We start from the raw sequence: 16,787 nt of genomic DNA, 5'->3' as shown, positions 1-16,787 counted from the left end.
ATCTGGTACAGACCGGGGTCGCCCACGCGCAAACGCCACGCGGCCCCGACCTTTTAGCAACCTTGTTTAGCGTGGCGGCAAGCCGGCCGGCTCAAAAGACCACGTTGTGAAGCGGGCTTACTCCCACGCCGGACATCTCGTCAAGACTCTCTTGGCGTCAAGGGGCGCGTCCGGTAAAGCCAACGCAGCGCATCCAGCGGAGAGCCCAGCGTGTCCGAAACCGGCCGGCCTGACAGCGGCGAAGGCATTCTCCCCGACCACGCCATCGCGGCGCTGGCGGCGGGCGGGGCGATCCGCACCGCCCGGCCGTTCGACGAGGACCAGATCCAGCCCGCGAGCCTCGACCTCAGGCTCGGCCCGACAGCCTGGCGCATCCGTGCCAGCTTCCTGCCCGGCCCTGGCGAGAGCGTGGCGCAGCGCCTGGAACGCCTCGCCTTGCATCAGCTCGACCTGACTGGCGGTGAGGTGCTGGAGACCGGCTGCGTCTATCTGGTCGAGCTTGAAGAAAGCCTCGCTTTGCGGGCCTCGATCGCGGCTTCGGCGAATCCGAAGAGCTCAACCGGCCGGCTCGACATCTTCACCCGCGTGATCGCCGACCGCTCGCGCGCCTTCGACGTGGTGCCGGCGGGCTATGAGGGCAAGCTCTATCTGGAGATCAGCCCACGCACCTTCCCGATCCTGGTGCGGCAGGGCTCGCGCCTGTCGCAGATCCGCTTCCGGGTCGGCGACACGAGGCTCGGCGAGGACGAGTTGCGCGCCCTGCACCGCGCCGAGCGCCTGGTCAGCACAGATGACGCCGATGTCGCGGGCGGCGGCATAGCGGTAAGTGTCGACCTTTCGGGCGACGGCTTCGGCGGCCTGCTCGGCTTCCGCGCCAAGCATCACACCGGCTTGATCGATGTCGACAGGCGCGCGGCCTGCGATGTCGACGATTATTGGGAGCCGCTGGTGACGCGCGGCCGGCGCGAACTGGTGCTGGACCCCGACGCCTTCTACATCCTCGCGTCAAAGGAGACGGTTCACGTGCCCCCCGCCCATGCGGCGGAAATGGTGCCGTTCGATCCGCTCGTCGGCGAATTCCGTGTGCACTATGCCGGCTTCTTCGATCCCGGCTTCGGCCATGACGCCGCCGGCGGGCGCGGCGCCCGTGCAGTGCTGGAAGTGCGCTCGCGCGAGGTGCCGTTCATCCTCGAAGACGGGCAGATCGTCGGCCGGCTGGTCTATGAGCGCATGCAGGCGCTGCCCACCACGCTCTATGGTGAAGGCCTCCGCTCAAATTATCAGGCGCAGGGACTGAAGCTGTCCAAGCACTTCAAGGCATGGACGCGGGACTAAAGGCGGCTCACCCCGTCGGCGGGTCGCGGCCTTCCACGAAGGCGCGGATCAGGTGGTGGGCGATCGCCATGGGCGGGGGGATGGTGAGCCCTTCCGGGTGACGGTCTGCCATCATCGCCGCCACCTCCGCACGCGAGAACCAACGCGCGCCCTCAAGCTCGACCTCGTCGATCACGATATCGCGGCTCGCGGCCTCCAGATGGAAGCCGATCATCACCGACATCGGGAACGGCCAGGGCTGCGAGGCGAGATAGCGCGCCGCGCCGGTGCCGATGCCGGCCTCCTCCCGCGTTTCGCGACGGGCGGCGTCCTCGAAGGTCTCGCCCGGCTCGACGAAGCCAGCGAGGCACGACCACACGCCCGGCTTGAACCGCGGCGAGCGGCCGAGCAGGCAATTGTCGCCGTCCACGGTAAGCATGATCACCACCGGATCGGTGCGCGGAAAATGCTGGGCGGCGCAGTTCGGGCATTCGCGCCGCCAGCCGCCCTCGCCCACCTCCAGCCGCTCCCCGCAATTCGAGCAGAAGGTCCGGCGCGCGTGCCAGGACAGCAGCGCCTTGGCGCAGGCGAGTTCGCCGACCTGATCGGGCGGCACCAGCCCCTCGACCGCGATGGAACGCAGGTCAGTCAACAGCAAGTCGCTTCGCTCGGTCAGTTCCCCGGCGGAGGCGGCGTGGAGTGGCAGCACGAAATGCGGGACCGCACCATCGAAGCCCAGCAGGCACGCCTCGCCGAGACGCCCGCCCAAGGCGCCGGCGTGGGCGACATCGAAGAAAGCGTCGAGCCCCTCTCCGTGCCGCGCCAGCACCACGGTCTCACCGGCGATCAGGCAGGCACGGGCGGCCGGATCGCGTAGGAATTCGGGCGTCTGTGCGCGCCGTTCACTCGCCCGGCCGAGCTGGAAGCCCGCATAGCCGAGATGCGGCCACGGGCCGAGACGATCCGTCGCCATCAGTCGATCTCCAGCGCCGTGCGCAGCCGCGCGATCAAAAGCTCGGCCGCCGCTGGCGCATAGGGTTCCGCCGCGCCGCGCCCCCAGACCGGGGCGGGCCAGGCCGCGTCACCTTCGAAGCGGGCGACGACGTGAATGTGAAGCTGGCGCACCATGTTGCCGAGCGCGGCGACATTGAGCTTGTCACAGCCGGTCAGCGTCTTCAGCACCCGCGCGGCGCAGTCGGTCTCCACGCTCGCCTGCGCGCGGTCGCCCGCCTCCAGCTCGATCAACTCGGCGAGGCCGGCACGGCGGGGGACGAGGATCAGCCAGGGATAGCGCGCATCGTTCATCAGCAGCACCCGGCACAGCGCCAGATCGCCGACGGGCAGCGTGTCGGCGGCAAGGCGCTCATCGAGGCGGAAATCGGCGGAATCGGCGCTCATGCGGCGGCTCATCGGCGGGACACAGGATCCGCCGGACGGCGGGCGCCCTTCTATAGCGCGGTTCGCCGGCGGAGCCATCGGTTTCGACTATCGCAGTCGCGCTCCCGACCAAATGCAATATCCCATCGATTGAAATCGGCGATACTGTACGCAGCCCCGATTGACTCGCCCGCCCGGAGCGGCGAAGGCTGCGCGGCCTTGGTCGTTTTTTTTGACCAGACGAGCCGAGAGGGAGTTCGCGATGTTCGAATGTAGTGGTTACGCGACTCGCAGACGCTTGCTGAAGACGGACGCGGCGGCGGCCTGAGGCCGTCGCTTCCACCCAACAGCCCCAAGCTACGGACCCGGACCGACATGCGCCTGAGCGATTGCCACAACTTCCATGACTTCCGCACCCTCGCCAAGCGCCGGCTGCCGGGCCCGATCTTCAACTATATCGACGGCGCCGCCGACGATGAGGTCACCTACCGCCGCAATTCGGAGAGCTTCGAGCGCTGCGATCTGGTGCCGAACATCTTGCGCGGCGTGCAGAGCGTCGACATGTCGGTGACGGTGATGGGCCAGAAGCTGGCCACCCCGTTCTACTGCTCGCCCACCGCGCTGCAGCGCCTGTTCCACCATGACGGCGAGCGCGCGGTAGCGGCCGCCGCCTCCAAGCTCGGCACCATGTTCGGCGTCTCCTCGCTGGGCACGGTGAGCATGGAGGAGTTGCGCAAGACCTATGAAACCCCGCAGTGCTACCAGTTCTATTTCCATAAGGACCGCGGCCTGAACCGCGCCATGATGCAGCGGGCGAAGGAATCCGGCATCAACGTGATGATGCTCACGGTCGACAGCATCACCGGCGGCAACCGCGAGCGCGACCTGCGCACCGGATTCTCGATCCCGTTCCGGCTCACCCTTGGCGGCATTACGCAGTTCGCGCTCAAGCCGATGTGGGGCATCAACTTCGTCACCCACGAGAAATTCAAGCTGCCCCAGCTCGACGCCCATATCGACATGGGCGGCGACACCATGTCGATCGGCCGCTATTTCACCGAGATGCTCGACCCGTCAATGACGTGGGACGACGTGGCCGAAATGGTGAAGCTGTGGGACGGCCAGTTCTGCCTCAAGGGCGTCATGTCGGTGGAGGACGCCAAGCGCGCCGCCAGCATCGGCTGCTCCGGCATCGTGCTGTCGAACCATGGCGGGCGCCAGCTCGACGGCTCGCGCGCGGCCTTCGACCAGCTCGCCGAGGTGGTGGACGCGGTGGGCGACCGGCTCGATGTCATCATCGACGGCGGCATCCAGCGCGGCACCCACATCCTCAAGGCGCTCTCGCTCGGCGCCAAGGCAGTGGGCCTCGGGCGCGCTTATCTCTACCCGCTCGCCGCCGCCGGCCAGCCGGGCGTGGAACGCGCGCTCGGCCTGCTGCGCACCGAGGTGGAGCGCGGCATGAAGCTGATGGGCGTGTCCTCGCTCGACCAGCTCTCGCGCAATAATCTGCGCTTCCGCTGAACCGGAGTTTCGAGATGAGCGCGTTGCGCACCCTTTACCCGCCGATCGAGCCCTATGAGAGCGGCATGCTCGATGTCGGCGACGGCCATTCGATCTATTATGAACGCTCCGGCACGCCCGGCGCCAAGCCGGTCGTCTTCCTTCACGGCGGGCCGGGCGGCGGCTTTTCGGCCAGCCACCGCCAGCTTTTCGACCCCTTGCGCTATGATGTGACGCTGTTCGATCAGCGTGGCTGCGGGCGCTCATTGCCCCATGCCTGCCTGGAGGCCAACACCACCTGGCATCTCGTCGCCGATATCGAGCGGCTGCGAGAGAAATTCGGCCATGACAGATGGCAGGTGTTCGGCGGCTCCTGGGGCTCGACGCTGGCGCTGGCCTATGCCGAGACCCACCCGGAGCGGGTGAGCGAACTCATCGTGCGCGGCATCTACACGCTGACCCGCGCCGAGCTCGACTGGTACTATAAATTCGGCGTCTCGCAGATGTTCCCGGAGAAATGGGAGCGCTTCCTCGCGCCCCTGAAGACGCCGCAAGAGCGCGCCGACCCGATGAACGCCTATCGCGCCCTGCTGACCGGGGATGACGAGGCGAAGAAGCTCGAAGCGGCCAAGGCGTGGTCAATCTGGGAATCCGAGACCATCACGCTTCTGCCCGATGAGGCCACGTCCGCCCCTTTCCGCGACGGGCATTACGCGCTGGCGTTCGCGCGGATCGAGAACCATTTCTTCGTCCATGCCGGCTGGCTGGAGGAAGGCCAGTTGCTGCGCGACGCCCACAAGCTCGCCGGCATCCCCGGCGTGATCGTCCACGGCCGATACGACATGCCCTGCCCCGCCCATTATGCGTGGGCGCTCCACAAGGCGTGGCCCGATGCCGAGTTCCACCTGATCGAAGGCGCCGGCCATGCCTATAGCGAGCCGGGGATACTGGACCGGCTGATCCGGGCGACGGACGGGTTTGCCACCTGACATGACAAGGCCCGCCATGTCGGGAATGACGGGCCTTGTTTCATGCTGTGGAATCAGCCGAGCGTCGGGCAACCCGGCGCATTGGCAAAGCGGATGCGCTCCGGCCCGCGACGGGTGAAACCCTCGACGACGATGCTGCGATCCGACACGCGCACCACCTGCGCGTCGCGCAGACCTTCCTCGCGCGCGGCGCGGCGCGCCTCACGCGGCGAACAGCCGCCGCGCCGTTCCTCATAGCGCGGGCCATCAGAGCGCGGCCCGTCATAGCCATAAGGAACGACCGGCCGGACCCCGTTCGGCCCGACTTCGAGCTGGAGGCCCTGCGCCGCGGCGGGCGCAGCGACCAGTATCGGAGCAGCGGTAACAGACAACGCAATCGCCGCCGCAGACATAAACCGGATCATGGAAAGTCCTCCTTGGGTCCACTGACGATCAAATTCCAGTGGACGGGCAATTCGGATGAGGATCGATTGGTTCCATGACGTTCAGTGAGATTCAACTCAGCCGGTTCGGAATAGGGACCTATCCCGGAATGTTTTATTGTACTTACATCTTCACGAAATAAATTTGAATCTGGGTCAGGCTGCAGATCGGATCGGCGTTCTGCCACCCCCTTGCATCCGTCTCGCATCTGCCCGATATAGGCGCCGGGAGGTTGGCGGTGGACGAGCCACTCGCCAACCGGGTCAGGTCCGGAAGGAAGCAGCCCCAACGAGCCCGACTCGGGTCTCTGTCCAGCCTCCCACCCTAAGCCCGGCGCCAAGCGCCGCGCCGCCGTCCAACAGATGCGTGCGGCATGGCGCGAACCTGGCCGTCCCTTCGCCACCATCCCCGGATTTTTGACCCGCGCTTCATCGCGGCGTTGCCTCCTCACCGTCCGGCGATGCTATGAAGGGGCCCATGAGCGCGGACACCCCCGACCACCCGACCGCATCCCCCGACGAAGCGGAGCTGATGGCACCCGGCTTCGACCTCGGCCCCGTGTCGGCGCCGGCCGGCGGGGCGACGCCCTACCGCGTGCTCGCGCGCAAATACCGTCCGCAGACCTTCGCCGACCTGATCGGCCAGGAAGCGATGGTGCGCACCCTGTCCAATGCGTTCGCCTCGAACCGCATCGCGCAGGCCTATATGCTCACCGGCGTGCGCGGGGTCGGCAAGACCACCACCGCCCGCATCATCGCCCGCGCGCTGAACTATGAGCCGATGGACGGCCCCGCTGGTGGCGGCGCGCCGACGCTCGACATGCCGGTGCTCGGGCGGCACTGCAAGGACATCATCGAGAGTCGCCATGTCGACGTGCAGGAGATGGATGCCGCCTCCAATACCGGCATCGGCGACATTCGCGAGATCATCGAGGCCGCGCGCTACAAGCCGGTGCTGGCGCGCTACAAGGTGTTCATCATCGACGAAGTGCACATGCTCTCCACCGCCGCCTTCAACGGGCTGCTGAAGACGCTGGAAGAGCCGCCCGAGCATGTGAAGTTCATTTTCGCCACCACTGAAATCCGCAAGGTTCCGGTGACGGTGCTCTCGCGCTGCCAGCGCTTCGATCTGCGCCGGGTGGATGCCGGCGTGCTCGCCACCCATCTGCGGGGCATTTGCGGCCATGAGGGCGTCGGCATCGATGCCGAGGCGCTGAGCCTCGTCGCCCGCGCGGCGGAAGGCTCGGTGCGCGACGCGCTCTCGCTGCTCGATCAGGCCATCGCCCATAGCGGCGGCACGGTGCACGCGGAAGAGGTCCGCTCGCTGCTCGGCCTCGCCGATCGCAGCCGCGTCATCGACCTGTTCGAGGCGCTGATGAAGGGCGAGATCGGCGTCGCCCTCACCGAGCTGCGCGAACAGTATGATTCCGGCGCCGACCCGGCCGTGCTGATTTCCGACCTCGCCGAGTTCACTCATCTCGTCACCCGGCTGAAAATCCTGCCGCACACGGCGGACGATGCCGCGCTGGTGGAAGCCGAGCGGCTACGCGGTGCGGAGTTCGCGCAGAAGCTCTCCATGCGCGTGTTGGCGCGGGCGTGGCAGATGCTCACCAAGGGGCTCTCCGAGGTGCAGCAGGCGGCGAAGCCGATGCAGGCGGCGGAAATGGTGCTGGTGCGCCTCGCCTATGCGAGCGACCTGCCGACCCCGGACGAGGCGCTGCGCCGCCTGCGCGAGGAAGGCGGCGACGCGCCAGCCCCCCGCCCCTCGCAGCCCTCCGGCTCCTCCGGCGGCGGGGCGTCGGCGGCACTGGCGCAGCCGGTTGCCCAGTCCTATGCGCCGCCCCGTCCCTCCCCGGCGCCGGCCAGCGCCCCGCAGAGCCACCTTTCGGTCGCCACGCGGAGCAGCGCCCCGGTCGCAGCCGGTCGCCCGGCCCCGGACGTCGCCCCCGCGGTCCGCCTCTCTACAATGGCGGAACTGGTCGCGCTTGCCGCCTCCAAGCGTGACCTGAAGCTGAAATTCGCGCTGGAGAACCACGTCCGTCCGGTCGCCTTCGAGGATGGCAAGGTCGAGGTCGCGCTGGTCGAGGGCACCTCGCCCGCTCTGGTGCAGGAGTTGCAGAACAAGCTGGCGGACTGGACCGGCCGGCGCTGGCTGGTCGCCCTCTCCCGTGAGGAAGGCGGGGCGACGCTCGCCGAGGAGGCCACCGCCGCGCGCGACGCCATGATGAGCGACGTGCGTGCCGATCCGCTGGTCACCGCCGTGCTGTCGCGCTTTCCCGGCGCGTCCATCGTCGATGTGCGCACCAGCGCGACGGAGGAGCCGGTGCCGGGCGCCTCGATCGACGATCCCGATTTCATGGCCGGGCGCGAGGACGGCCCCGGTCCCGACGACGAACTCGAATTCTAGGAAAAGGAGCCCGCATGAAAGACCTTCTCGGCATGATGTCCAAGGTGAAGGAGATGCAGGCCCGCATGGAACAGATGCAGGCCGAGCTGGAATCCATCGAGGTGGAAGGCGCCTCGGGCGGCGGCATGGTCAAGGTGACGCTTACCGCCAAGGGCGCGCTGAAGGCGATCTCGATCGACCCGAGCCTCTACAACCCGGATGAGGCGGAAATTCTGGAAGACCTGATCGTGGCCGCCCACGCCGAGGCGCGCGCCAAGAGCGAGCGGCTGGTGCAGGAAAAGACGCAGGCGCTGACCGCCGGCCTGCCGATCCCGCCCGGGCTGAAGCTGTTCTGACGGGTGAAGTGCAAGCAGCGCTTCTGTTCCGGCTAATTCCGCCTTGCGGCAAGAACCTAAGCCAGCGTCGGAGCCCAGTGGCTGAGGATAGCGTCGGCAATCTGGCGTCGCTCAATCCATCGCGAGCTACCGGCTAGGTGGTCATATGGCGCCCAGCTAGCCGACCCTCGTGACGACAGACCTGTTGGCATAATGAAAGAGCGCTGCGGATCGTCCGGATCATAAACTTCGGCCGAATCCGAGACATTGGCTTCGCCAATCGGCCAGAACTCAAGCACACCGGTCCGCTTCCGACCGGCCAATTCGTGTTTTTCCAATGGCATTCTCAGCAAACTGAGGTCCCATTTGATCTGCTTAAATTCGGGTGTCTTCTCCACGAGTCCACGCTCGTCCATGACGCGGAAGATCTCGTATGCGCTTCCTACCCAGAGCTCTGACAGGTGTAACAAGTGATCAAAACCGAGGTCGCCACGGGCTTCCCCTCCCACAGCGATGAGTTCTTCCTCCAGGCATCGGAGCAAGATGTCCAGCCTGCCGATCCGCTGGATGTTGGGCATCAAGAGTGACCTCGGCAAACCGGCTCCAATGAGCGAGAGCGCAATCCAGCGGTCAAAAATTGATGCATGCCTTTGGGCGGCTAGGCCGAAGGCGGCGTTGATATACTGTGCCACTTTCATGTGCTGGCCTCCTGCTTTGGTGCTGGAGCGCCGAGCATCCTGAGTATGCCTTGAGTAATCGCCGGGGCATGCGCGGCGAGTGGGCGCTCAAGCCGGCCATACACCGCAAACACCGCCGGCTGGATCACCATGCCGAGCGTCAGCGCGGCGGCGAGTTCGGCAGGTTGCGGCAGGCTTGCCCCCTCGCCGGCTGCATCCTCCAGCACCAACGCAAGCGCCGCCACAGCATTGGCCTCCGGTACGGCCGGAACGTGGACCAGATGGTCGTGCTGGTTGATCAGCAGATAGCCAAAAAGCGCCGGCTCCTCGTCGAAAAGTGCGCAGGCCAGCCGCACGATCTCGCCGAGCCGCGCTGTAAAACCGGAATAGTAATCGCGGACCGATAAAATCGTTTGGGCCAGCTCGGCGTAACGCGAGAGGAACAGCTCGCGCGCCAGCGCCTCCTTGGAGGCAAAATGCCGGTACAGCGCGCCCTCGCTTACCCCCACCGCCTGCGCGAGGTCGCGCACCGACGTGCTGGCGACACCTTTTTCGGCGAACAGCCGCAGCGCCTCGGCCTCAATGCGCGCGCGCGTCTCCGCGCCGTCGCGGCCGCGACGCATCTGCGCGCTCACGGCGCCCCTCCGCCGGCCCGCGCGGCCGCCACTTCCAGCGCGAGGCGTCGGGCGGAGGTGAAGTCGACCTTGCCCGAGCCCAGCAGGGGCAGCGAGTCCATGAGCTGAATCTCCGCCGGGATCATCAACTCGGTCACGCCCATCTCGCGGCCATAGGCCTGCAGCGCCGCGCGCGTCAGGCCGGCATCGGTGGTCATCAGCACGATGCGCTCGCCGCGCCGCGCGTCGGGGATCGCGACCGCGACATGCTCGGCATCGGGCCGCAGCGCCGCGACCATGGCGTCGATGGCGGCGAGCGATATCATCTCGCCCGCGATCTTGGCGAAGCGCTTGGCGCGGCCGCGAATGGCGACGAAACCCTCCTCGTCGATGGCCACGATATCGCCCGTGTCATACCAGCCGGCCTCCGGCGGTTCGAGCACGCCGGGTGCCTCGGCGCGCAGATAGCCGAGCATCACGTTCGGACCCTTCACATTCAGCCGGCCACCCTCGTCGATACCCGGCACCGGTTCGAGCACGTGCTCGATGCCCGGCAGCAATCGGCCGACCGTGCCGGCGCGGTTGAACATCGGCGTGTTCACCGCCAGCACCGGCGCGCACTCGGTGACGCCGTAGCCTTCCAGGATGCGATGGCCGAATTTTTCCATCCACACCCGGCGCGTCTCGGTCTTTACTGGCTCGGCGCCCGCCACCACGAAGCGCAGCGAGCGGAAATCGTAAGGATTGGCGGTGCGGGCATAGCCCATGAGAAAGGTGTCCGTGCCCACGATGGCGGTGGCGTTGGTGGCGTAGACCATCTCCGGAATGATCCGGTAGTGCAGCGGCGAGGGGTAGAGGAAGCATTTGAGCCCCGACACCATCGGCAGCACCAGCCCTCCGGTGAGCCCGAAGGAGTGGAACACCGGCAGCACGTTGAACATGATGTCCGCCGGCGAGAAGTCGATCCGCGCCGCCACCTGCGCGACATTGGTCAGGATGTTGCGGTGTGAAAGCACGACGCCCTTCGGACTCCCCTCCGATCCCGAAGTGAACAGGATGAAGGCCGGCTCATCCGGGTGCGCCGGCTTGGGCGCACGGTCCGGCAGCATGGCGGCGATCTTTTGCGATGTGGTGACGCTGGCGCGGATGTCCTCGCTCATCAGCACGCGGACATGGTTCGACAGCTCGACGACCTCGGCCTCCAGCTTCGCCTTTTCGACGAAGGCGCGCGAGCTGACGATGACCTTCACCTCGGCAGCACGGCAGGCCGACACCAGATTGGCTGCCCCCGCCGTGTAGTTGAGCATCACCGGCACCCGCCCGTGGCGGGACAGTCCCATGAGCACGACAGCAATGCCCGCGGCATTGGGCAGCAGCACGCCCACATTTTCACCGCGCTGTGTCTCGGCGGCCAGCTTGGCCCCGAGGATCTTCGCGCCCAACAGCAGCTTGCGGTAGCTCAGCGAGGTGCCAAGGGGGTCCTCGACCACGATGCGTCCCTTGCCGAGCCGCTCCGCGGCTTCCTCGACCGCCTGATAGATAGTCTGGTCGGAATGGGCAGTGGCGAACATCAGATCCGACATGATGTCGTAGAGCGCCGCCCCGGCCGCGCGCCGGCGCTTGCGGCCGAACAGTTCCGGGTCGACCTCGATGGGCTTGGGCGGCAGGATGGTCACCCGCACCTTGGGAAAGAGCCGCTTGCGGGTCTGGTCGGTGGTCAGGCGCGAGAATGGTGTCTGCTCGAGCCCCTCGATGCGGACCGGCACCACCAGCGCGCCGGCCTTGTCAGCCACCAGCGCCGAGCCATCATAAATCTTCATGATCGACCCGGTGACGGTGATGCGACCTTCCGGAAAGATCACCAGTTGCTCGCCCTGCTGCACCAGCTTGATCAATTCGCGCGTGGCAAGCGGGCGGGTCGGGTCCAGAGGGAAGGCGCGCACCAGCTTGAGGAACGGCTTGATCCACCAGCGCTCGGCGATGCCGGCATCGACCGCGAAGACGGGATCATTGTCCAGCAGCGCCATGATCAGCGGTGCGTCGAGAAAGCTGACATGGTTGATCGCAATCACCGAATGCGGGCCGGCATTCTTCAGGTGCTCGGCCCCCGTCACCTCGACGCGAAACAACACCCGGAACACCAGGCGGATCAGATCGCGCAGCACATGGCCCTGGAAGGCGCGGCCCACCAGCAGCGCGACGATCAGCGTCGCAACGCCGATCACAGCCAGCAGGGCGGGCGCTCCGAAGCCGGCGATCTGCAACGCCGCGACCACGACGGCGCCGGCCACCATCATGGCGGCATTGAGCACATTGTTCGCGGCGATCACCCGCGCCCGCTGCTCCTCATGCGCCTCGGCCTGCACATAAGCGAACGTCGGCACCACGAAGGCACCGCCGGAGGCGGCGAGGCCGACAAGGCCGACCGCCGCATGAAGGCCCGCCGGCGACAGCAGGAAGTCCTGCCAGCTCACCATTTCGACCGGCACCGGCAACGCCGCGATGGTGAAGGCGATGTACAGCGCGAACAGCCCCATCGTTATGCCCGAAAACGGGACCAGCGCCAGAATGATCCGGCCCTCGGACAGCTTGGCGGCGAGCATGGAGCCGATGGCGACACCAACGGTGAACAGCAGCAGAAACAGCGTGACGATGCCCTCCTCGCCGCCGATGTTCTCCTTCACCATGGTCGGCAGCAGCGAGAGCACCACCGCGCCCACCATCCAGAACCAGCTCACGATCAGCGCGCCGCGCCAGACATTGGGCTGGGCGCGCAGGTCGCGCAGCATCTGGGTCGTGCCGCGGAAGATGTTGAGGTCGATCTTCAGGCCCGGCGCACGTTGGGCGGTCGAGGGAATGAAGCGCGCGCACAGCCAGCCGATAACGGCGAGGACAAACGTGTAGGCCGCCACATGCCAGTCGCCGACATGGGTTATCGCCAGTGCGCCAGCGACCGTGCCGCCGAGAATGGCGATGAAGGTCGCGGTCTCCACCAGCGCATTGCCGGCGACCAGCTCATCCTTGGCGAGTTGATCCGGCAGGATGCCGAACTTCACCGGCCCGAACAGCGCCGACAAGCAACCCATGAGGAACAGGCCGAAGAACAGCATCGGCAGCGATTGCAGCACGAAGCCGGAAGAGGCGATCAGCACGATCCAGATTTCGGCGAACTTCACCCGACGCGCCACCAGCGCCTTGTCGTAACGATCCGCGATCTGGCCGCCGAGGCTGGAGAGCAAGAAGAACGGGAGAATGAAGATCGCCCCGGCCAACGTCACGAGCGCCCCGCCATTGGCCTGCCCTATGCCATAGAGAATCAGCAGCGCCATCGCGTTTTTCACGAAATTGTCGTTGAACGCGCTGAAGAACTGGCACCAGAATAGAGGTGCAAAGCGCTTGGCGGACATCAGGCGCGTGAACATGGGCGGACTCCCTGGGTCGCCATTTATGTAAGTAAACGATCACTCACATAAACTTTCGACCAAGTCAATTGCCCGCCGTGCGGTCGCTTTCGTCAGTCGGGAGAGAAATGACGGCCTAAAGCAGTGTTCCCGCCAGTGCCGCCAGAAGCAGGGCCGCATCATGGGCCGCGAGCTGGAATCGGGAGGGCGCGCCTCGGGCGTGCAGCATCAGCGTCGCGCCGAGTGTCGCAAGCGACCACCCCGCACCCACCAGCAGGAAGCCTATGCCGATCCGAGCCGCCTCGGTTTCAACATGGGCGTACAGCGCAGCGCCCAGGCACAACGCCACGCCGCACAACGCGACGCCACTATTGCCCAGAAGCAGGGCCAGTCGCCCCCCGAGCAGCGCCGGCGCGTACATCGCCACCACATGCCAGGCCACCAAGCCGGAAATAACGGGCAGGCTGATGCCACAATCGGCCATAGCCAGCGGCGCACTCGACATGGCCGATGTCATCGCACTCCAGGCAAGGATGCCCACCAACGTTGGCGCGAGCAGGGCGCGCCAAGGCGGCGTCTCCGGTCGAGGGGCTGTCGCCTCGGCATCCGCCGTCAGCTCGGCGTGGGAGAAGCGCGCCTCGGGCAGCGTCACGGCGAAGGAAAGCGCGCCGAGTTGCGCCAAGGCCGCGAGCGTCAAGGTTCCGACGAAGGTGAAGGGCGTGAACAGCGCCTCGACGGCTCCGGCCGCCGCCGGCCCAGCTATTCCAGCGAGTGCCCCGGCGCCGAGCAGGCGGGCGATCACTCCGGCCCGGCCCGCACTGCCGGTGCCGAAGGCGGCGGCGTGTCGGTAAAACATACCGAAGCCCTGCGCGCTCCCGAGCCAGAAGCCGCCGACCACCAGCGCAGGGAACAGCCGCATGGTGACGGCATAGGCCGCGATCAGGCCACCCGCGACGCCAAGGCTGGCGCCGAGGGCGAAGGCCGCTCGCCGGCCGAAGGCGTCGAGGAGGAAGGATGCCGGCAAGCTGGCGCAAGCCGCTCCTAGAAAGAACGCCGCCAGCGGCAGGCCGGCCATGGAAAGTCCGTGAAACAGCAGGCCGTCATCCAGCATCGCCCCGGCGAGCGGCAGGACGCCGAGAGTCAGCGCCTGCGCCAGCACGATCAGGGCGAAGCCGCCGGCAAGCTGCCATTGCCCCGGCGGCCGGCGCAGCACGCCTGCGCGCTCCTCCGGGCAGGCACAGCCGAGGCGCCCGGCACGGGCGGCGGCATCCTCCTCGCCATACCCCAGACCCAGGCTCATCGTGGCGCCATGTCCTTCATGTTTCGCTCAACCCGCCGATCCAGGTCGTCATCGCTGAGCACACGGACGGCGGCGCCTTCCATGTCCTCATACTGGCCGCTGCGCAGCGACCATGTGAAAGCCAGCAGCCCGAGCAGACCCAGCCCAAGCGCCATGGGAAGCAGATAGATCAGCACATTCATGGCGAGGGAGCCTCCCGGCTGTCGGCCGTGGAAACGCGGCACGAACGGGCCCGCAGGGCGTTCAGCGTCACGATTACCGAGGAGCCCGACATGGCGAGCGCCGCCACCAGGGGCGTGACATAGCCGCCGATGGCCAGCGGCACCGCGATCAGATTGTACACCACCGCGATGATCAGGTTCTGCTGCATCAGCGCCCGCGCTCGCGCCGAAACCGCTATCATCGCAGCGACCGGAGCCAGCCGCTCACCGAGAAACACCGCGTCGGCATGGGCGCGGGTTATGTCCGCCGCTGTGATGGGTGAGATAGAGACGCTGGCGGCGGCAAGCGACGGGGCGTCGTTCACCCCATCGCCCACCATCAGCACCCGCCGTCCTTGCGCGCCGAACTGTTCGAGCACAGCGATCTTGTCGGCGGGCATCGCGTGACCGCGCCAGTCCTCGACGCCCAGTTCGCCCGCCACCCGCGCCACAGCCGCCGGCCGATCGCCGGACAGGATGATGACATCCTTGCCCCAGCGGCGAAGCTGGTCGATGACCGCCCGCGCATCCGGGCGCAGCGACTGGCGGATCACCAGCACAGCGCGGCGCTCCCCGGCACGCACCGCCACCAGCGAGGCATCCGGCGCGGCAGCGGCTTCCGCCAGATCCATGCAGCCGCAGAAATCCGGGCTGCCGAGCCGAACCGGGATGCCATGAAGCTCACCCTCGACCCCGGCGCCCGCAATTTCCGAAAGCTCCTCCGGCGGCACGGCGCCGGGCCGGGCGACGGCGATGGCGCGCGCCAGCGGATGCGTACTTCCCGCTGCCAGCCGCGCGGCGATGTCGATGAGGTCGGGATCCACCGACCGGGCATTGTCCAGCATCATCTCAGGGACGGTGAGCGTTCCCGTCTTGTCGAAAGCCACGGTGTCGACCAGCGCGAGCCGCTCGAACACGTCCCCGGAATTCAGCAACACGCCCGCCCGCATCAGGGTGCCCGCCGCCACCACCTGCACCGCCGGGACCGCGAGCGCCAGCGCGCAGGGGCAGGTGATGATCAGCACCGCGACCGCGATCAGCACCGCCTGATGCACCGAAGCGCCCGCGACCAGCCAGCCGACCAGCGACAGCAGCGCGGTGGCATGGACCATCGGCGCGTAGAGCCGCGCCGCACGGTCGGCCAGCCGCACATAGGAGCCGCGTGCGGTCGCGGCCTTGTCGAGCAGCCGCTCGATCTCTTCGATGAAGGTATCCTCGCCCGCCGCCGTTGTGCGGACATGCAGCACCCCGTCATGCACCAGGCTGCCGGCATGGATCGGCGCGCCCGCCGCCAGCGCGCGCGGCAGGGTCTCACCGGTGATCAGGCTTTCATCCACCGAAGCCGTGCCCGACACCACGACCCCATCCACCGGCACCCGTTCGCCGGCGCGCACCAGAACCATGTCGCCGGGCGTGATGGCGGCGGCGGGAACCGTTACCAGCGAGCCATCGGGCGCGAGCCGGCTGGCGCTGGTCGCCTTGAGTGCGGCAAGATTGCTTGCCTCTGCCCGCGTCCGGCGTCGCATGGCGTGGTCGAGATAGCGGCCGGTCAACAGGAAAAAGAGCAGCATCACCGCCGAATCGAAATAGGCGTGCTCGGCATGGTTCAGCGTTTCGAACACGGACACCCCGAGCGCCAGCATCACGCCAAGCGTAATCGGCACGTCCATGTTAAGGCTGCGGGCCTTGAGCGCGCGGATCGCGCTTTGAAAGAAGGGCTGGCCGGCATAAGCGGCGGCCGGCAGCGCGATCAGGGCCGAAAGCCAATGGAACAGGTCGCGCGTCTCGGGGGTGATGTCGGTGACGTTGCCCGACCACACCGAGACCGAGAGCAGCATGATGTTCATCATGGCGAAACCCGCCACGCCCAGGCAGCGCAACAGGTGGCGCGCGGTCGTGCGGTCCATCTCCTCGGCGCGGTCCGCCTCGAACGGATAGGCCTTGTAGCCGGCCCCGGCCAGCGCGCGTAAAATCGCCCCCGGCTCGGCCGATGCGTCCTTCTTCCAGGCCACGGTCAGCCGGTGGCTGGTGTAATTCAGCCGGGCCTGCGCAATGCCGGGCAGCGCCTCGACCGCGTCCTCGATCTCGTCAATGCAGGCAGCGCAGTCGATCCCCTCGATCGCGAAGGCCATTTCTGCCTGACCGCTCTCATTTTCTCGCACGAACAGCGAAAAATCCTGAACCGCCTCCACCCTCGCCGGCTCGCCGCCCGACCGGACAGAAGTGGGGGCAAGGGACGGTAGCCGCGCCACACTGGCATCCACGCTCATGG

At 67.1% G+C, this 16,787-nt stretch carries 14 protein-coding genes, 1 other RNA gene and 1 riboswitch; of the genes, 6 read left to right on the top strand and 9 right to left on the bottom strand.

The window, feature by feature from the left end:
• Positions 1-33: 33 nt before the first annotated feature.
• A riboswitch (SAM riboswitch) is annotated at positions 34-113 on the bottom strand.
• 97 nt (positions 114-210) lie between these two features.
• Positions 211-1,335, top strand: a complete 1,125-nt coding sequence (locus MKI84_RS07450; RefSeq protein WP_241618067.1) for a 2'-deoxycytidine 5'-triphosphate deaminase — start codon at positions 211-213, stop codon at positions 1,333-1,335.
• Positions 1,336-1,342: 7 nt separating this feature from the next.
• Here the strand turns inward: MKI84_RS07450 and nudC are convergent, their stop codons facing one another.
• Positions 1,343-2,287, bottom strand: a complete 945-nt coding sequence (nudC, locus tag MKI84_RS07445; RefSeq protein WP_241618065.1) for an NAD(+) diphosphatase — start codon at positions 2,285-2,287, stop codon at positions 1,343-1,345.
• Positions 2,287-2,712: an HIT domain-containing protein gene (locus MKI84_RS07440; RefSeq protein ID WP_241618063.1), complete on the bottom strand. Its 426-nt coding sequence runs from the start codon at positions 2,710-2,712 to the stop codon at positions 2,287-2,289. Before MKI84_RS07440 ends, nudC begins: the two co-directional genes overlap by 1 nt.
• A 354-nt stretch (positions 2,713-3,066) precedes the next feature.
• Here MKI84_RS07440 and MKI84_RS07435 point away from each other — a divergent pair, with 354 nt between their 5' ends.
• On the top strand, positions 3,067-4,212 hold the full coding sequence (locus MKI84_RS07435; protein ID WP_241618061.1) for an alpha-hydroxy acid oxidase: 1,146 nt from the start codon (positions 3,067-3,069) through the stop codon (positions 4,210-4,212).
• 14 nt (positions 4,213-4,226) lie between these two features.
• A complete protein-coding gene (gene pip / locus MKI84_RS07430) occupies positions 4,227-5,180 on the top strand; it encodes a prolyl aminopeptidase (RefSeq protein WP_241618059.1) in 954 nt (317 codons plus the stop codon).
• A gap of 53 nt (positions 5,181-5,233) precedes the next feature.
• Here the strand turns inward: pip and MKI84_RS07425 are convergent, their stop codons facing one another.
• Positions 5,234-5,584, bottom strand: coding sequence for a hypothetical protein (locus tag MKI84_RS07425; RefSeq protein WP_241618057.1), 351 nt, complete (start codon positions 5,582-5,584; stop codon positions 5,234-5,236).
• A gap of 245 nt (positions 5,585-5,829) precedes the next feature.
• On the opposite strand from MKI84_RS07425, the gene ffs reads away from it, so the two are divergent.
• From ffs to MKI84_RS07410, 3 genes are all read left to right on the top strand, one after another.
• Positions 5,830-5,927: signal recognition particle sRNA small type (gene ffs, locus MKI84_RS07420), an RNA gene on the top strand.
• Positions 5,928-6,080: 153 nt separating this feature from the next.
• Positions 6,081-8,009: a DNA polymerase III subunit gamma/tau gene (locus MKI84_RS07415; protein ID WP_241618055.1), complete on the top strand. Its 1,929-nt coding sequence runs from the start codon at positions 6,081-6,083 to the stop codon at positions 8,007-8,009.
• Positions 8,010-8,023: 14 nt separating this feature from the next.
• On the top strand, positions 8,024-8,344 hold the full coding sequence (locus MKI84_RS07410) for a YbaB/EbfC family nucleoid-associated protein (RefSeq protein WP_241618054.1): 321 nt from the start codon (positions 8,024-8,026) through the stop codon (positions 8,342-8,344).
• Positions 8,345-8,400: 56 nt separating this feature from the next.
• Here the strand turns inward: MKI84_RS07410 and MKI84_RS07405 are convergent, their stop codons facing one another.
• The 6 genes from MKI84_RS07405 to MKI84_RS07380 all read right to left on the bottom strand — a co-directional run bounded on the left by MKI84_RS07405 (position 8,401) and on the right by MKI84_RS07380 (position 16,785).
• Entirely contained in the window at positions 8,401-9,021 is a 621-nt protein-coding gene (locus MKI84_RS07405; RefSeq protein ID WP_241618052.1) for a hypothetical protein, read from the bottom strand.
• On the bottom strand, positions 9,018-9,635 hold the full coding sequence (locus MKI84_RS07400) for a TetR/AcrR family transcriptional regulator (protein ID WP_241618050.1): 618 nt from the start codon (positions 9,633-9,635) through the stop codon (positions 9,018-9,020). The genes MKI84_RS07405 and MKI84_RS07400 overlap by 4 nt, the downstream gene beginning before the upstream one ends.
• Positions 9,632-13,036 (bottom strand): acyl-[ACP]--phospholipid O-acyltransferase, encoded by a 3,405-nt coding sequence (locus tag MKI84_RS07395; RefSeq protein ID WP_241618049.1) that lies wholly within the window; start codon positions 13,034-13,036, stop codon positions 9,632-9,634. The genes MKI84_RS07400 and MKI84_RS07395 overlap by 4 nt, the downstream gene beginning before the upstream one ends.
• A gap of 115 nt (positions 13,037-13,151) precedes the next feature.
• On the bottom strand, positions 13,152-14,315 hold the full coding sequence (locus MKI84_RS07390) for an MFS transporter (RefSeq protein WP_241618047.1): 1,164 nt from the start codon (positions 14,313-14,315) through the stop codon (positions 13,152-13,154).
• Complete coding sequence (gene ccoS, locus MKI84_RS07385) at positions 14,312-14,497, bottom strand: cbb3-type cytochrome oxidase assembly protein CcoS (protein ID WP_241618044.1); 186 nt, start codon at positions 14,495-14,497, stop codon at positions 14,312-14,314. The genes MKI84_RS07390 and ccoS overlap by 4 nt, the downstream gene beginning before the upstream one ends.
• Positions 14,494-16,785, bottom strand: coding sequence for a heavy metal translocating P-type ATPase (locus MKI84_RS07380; protein ID WP_342593619.1), 2,292 nt, complete (start codon positions 16,783-16,785; stop codon positions 14,494-14,496). Before MKI84_RS07380 ends, ccoS begins: the two co-directional genes overlap by 4 nt.
• Positions 16,786-16,787: the final 2 nt, after the last annotated feature.

Source organism: Ancylobacter gelatini, from assembly GCF_022601675.1.
Lineage (GTDB): Bacteria > Pseudomonadota > Alphaproteobacteria > Rhizobiales > Xanthobacteraceae > Ancylobacter > Ancylobacter gelatini.
Note: the sequence above shows the minus strand (reverse complement) of the source record. Positions and strands in the feature narration are given on the sequence as shown.

What these genes read in the sequence shown, in the direction of transcription:
- nudC (WP_241618065.1), bottom strand. Translation starts at nt 2,287, where the DNA reads ATGGCGACGGATCGTCTCGGCCCGTGGCCGCATCTCGGCTATGCGGGC.
- MKI84_RS07440 (WP_241618063.1), bottom strand. Translation starts at nt 2,712, where the DNA reads ATGAGCGCCGATTCCGCCGATTTCCGCCTCGATGAGCGCCTTGCCGCC.
- MKI84_RS07435 (WP_241618061.1), top strand. Translation starts at nt 3,067, where the DNA reads ATGCGCCTGAGCGATTGCCACAACTTCCATGACTTCCGCACCCTCGCC.
- pip (WP_241618059.1), top strand. Translation starts at nt 4,227, where the DNA reads ATGAGCGCGTTGCGCACCCTTTACCCGCCGATCGAGCCCTATGAGAGC.
- MKI84_RS07425 (WP_241618057.1), bottom strand. Translation starts at nt 5,584, where the DNA reads ATGATCCGGTTTATGTCTGCGGCGGCGATTGCGTTGTCTGTTACCGCT.
- MKI84_RS07415 (WP_241618055.1), top strand. Translation starts at nt 6,081, where the DNA reads ATGAGCGCGGACACCCCCGACCACCCGACCGCATCCCCCGACGAAGCG.
- MKI84_RS07410 (WP_241618054.1), top strand. Translation starts at nt 8,024, where the DNA reads ATGAAAGACCTTCTCGGCATGATGTCCAAGGTGAAGGAGATGCAGGCC.
- MKI84_RS07405 (WP_241618052.1), bottom strand. Translation starts at nt 9,021, where the DNA reads ATGAAAGTGGCACAGTATATCAACGCCGCCTTCGGCCTAGCCGCCCAA.
- MKI84_RS07395 (WP_241618049.1), bottom strand. Translation starts at nt 13,036, where the DNA reads ATGTTCACGCGCCTGATGTCCGCCAAGCGCTTTGCACCTCTATTCTGG.
- MKI84_RS07390 (WP_241618047.1), bottom strand. Translation starts at nt 14,315, where the DNA reads ATGAGCCTGGGTCTGGGGTATGGCGAGGAGGATGCCGCCGCCCGTGCC.
- ccoS (WP_241618044.1), bottom strand. Translation starts at nt 14,497, where the DNA reads ATGAATGTGCTGATCTATCTGCTTCCCATGGCGCTTGGGCTGGGTCTG.
- MKI84_RS07380 (WP_342593619.1), bottom strand. Translation starts at nt 16,785, where the DNA reads ATGAGCGTGGATGCCAGTGTGGCGCGGCTACCGTCCCTTGCCCCCACT.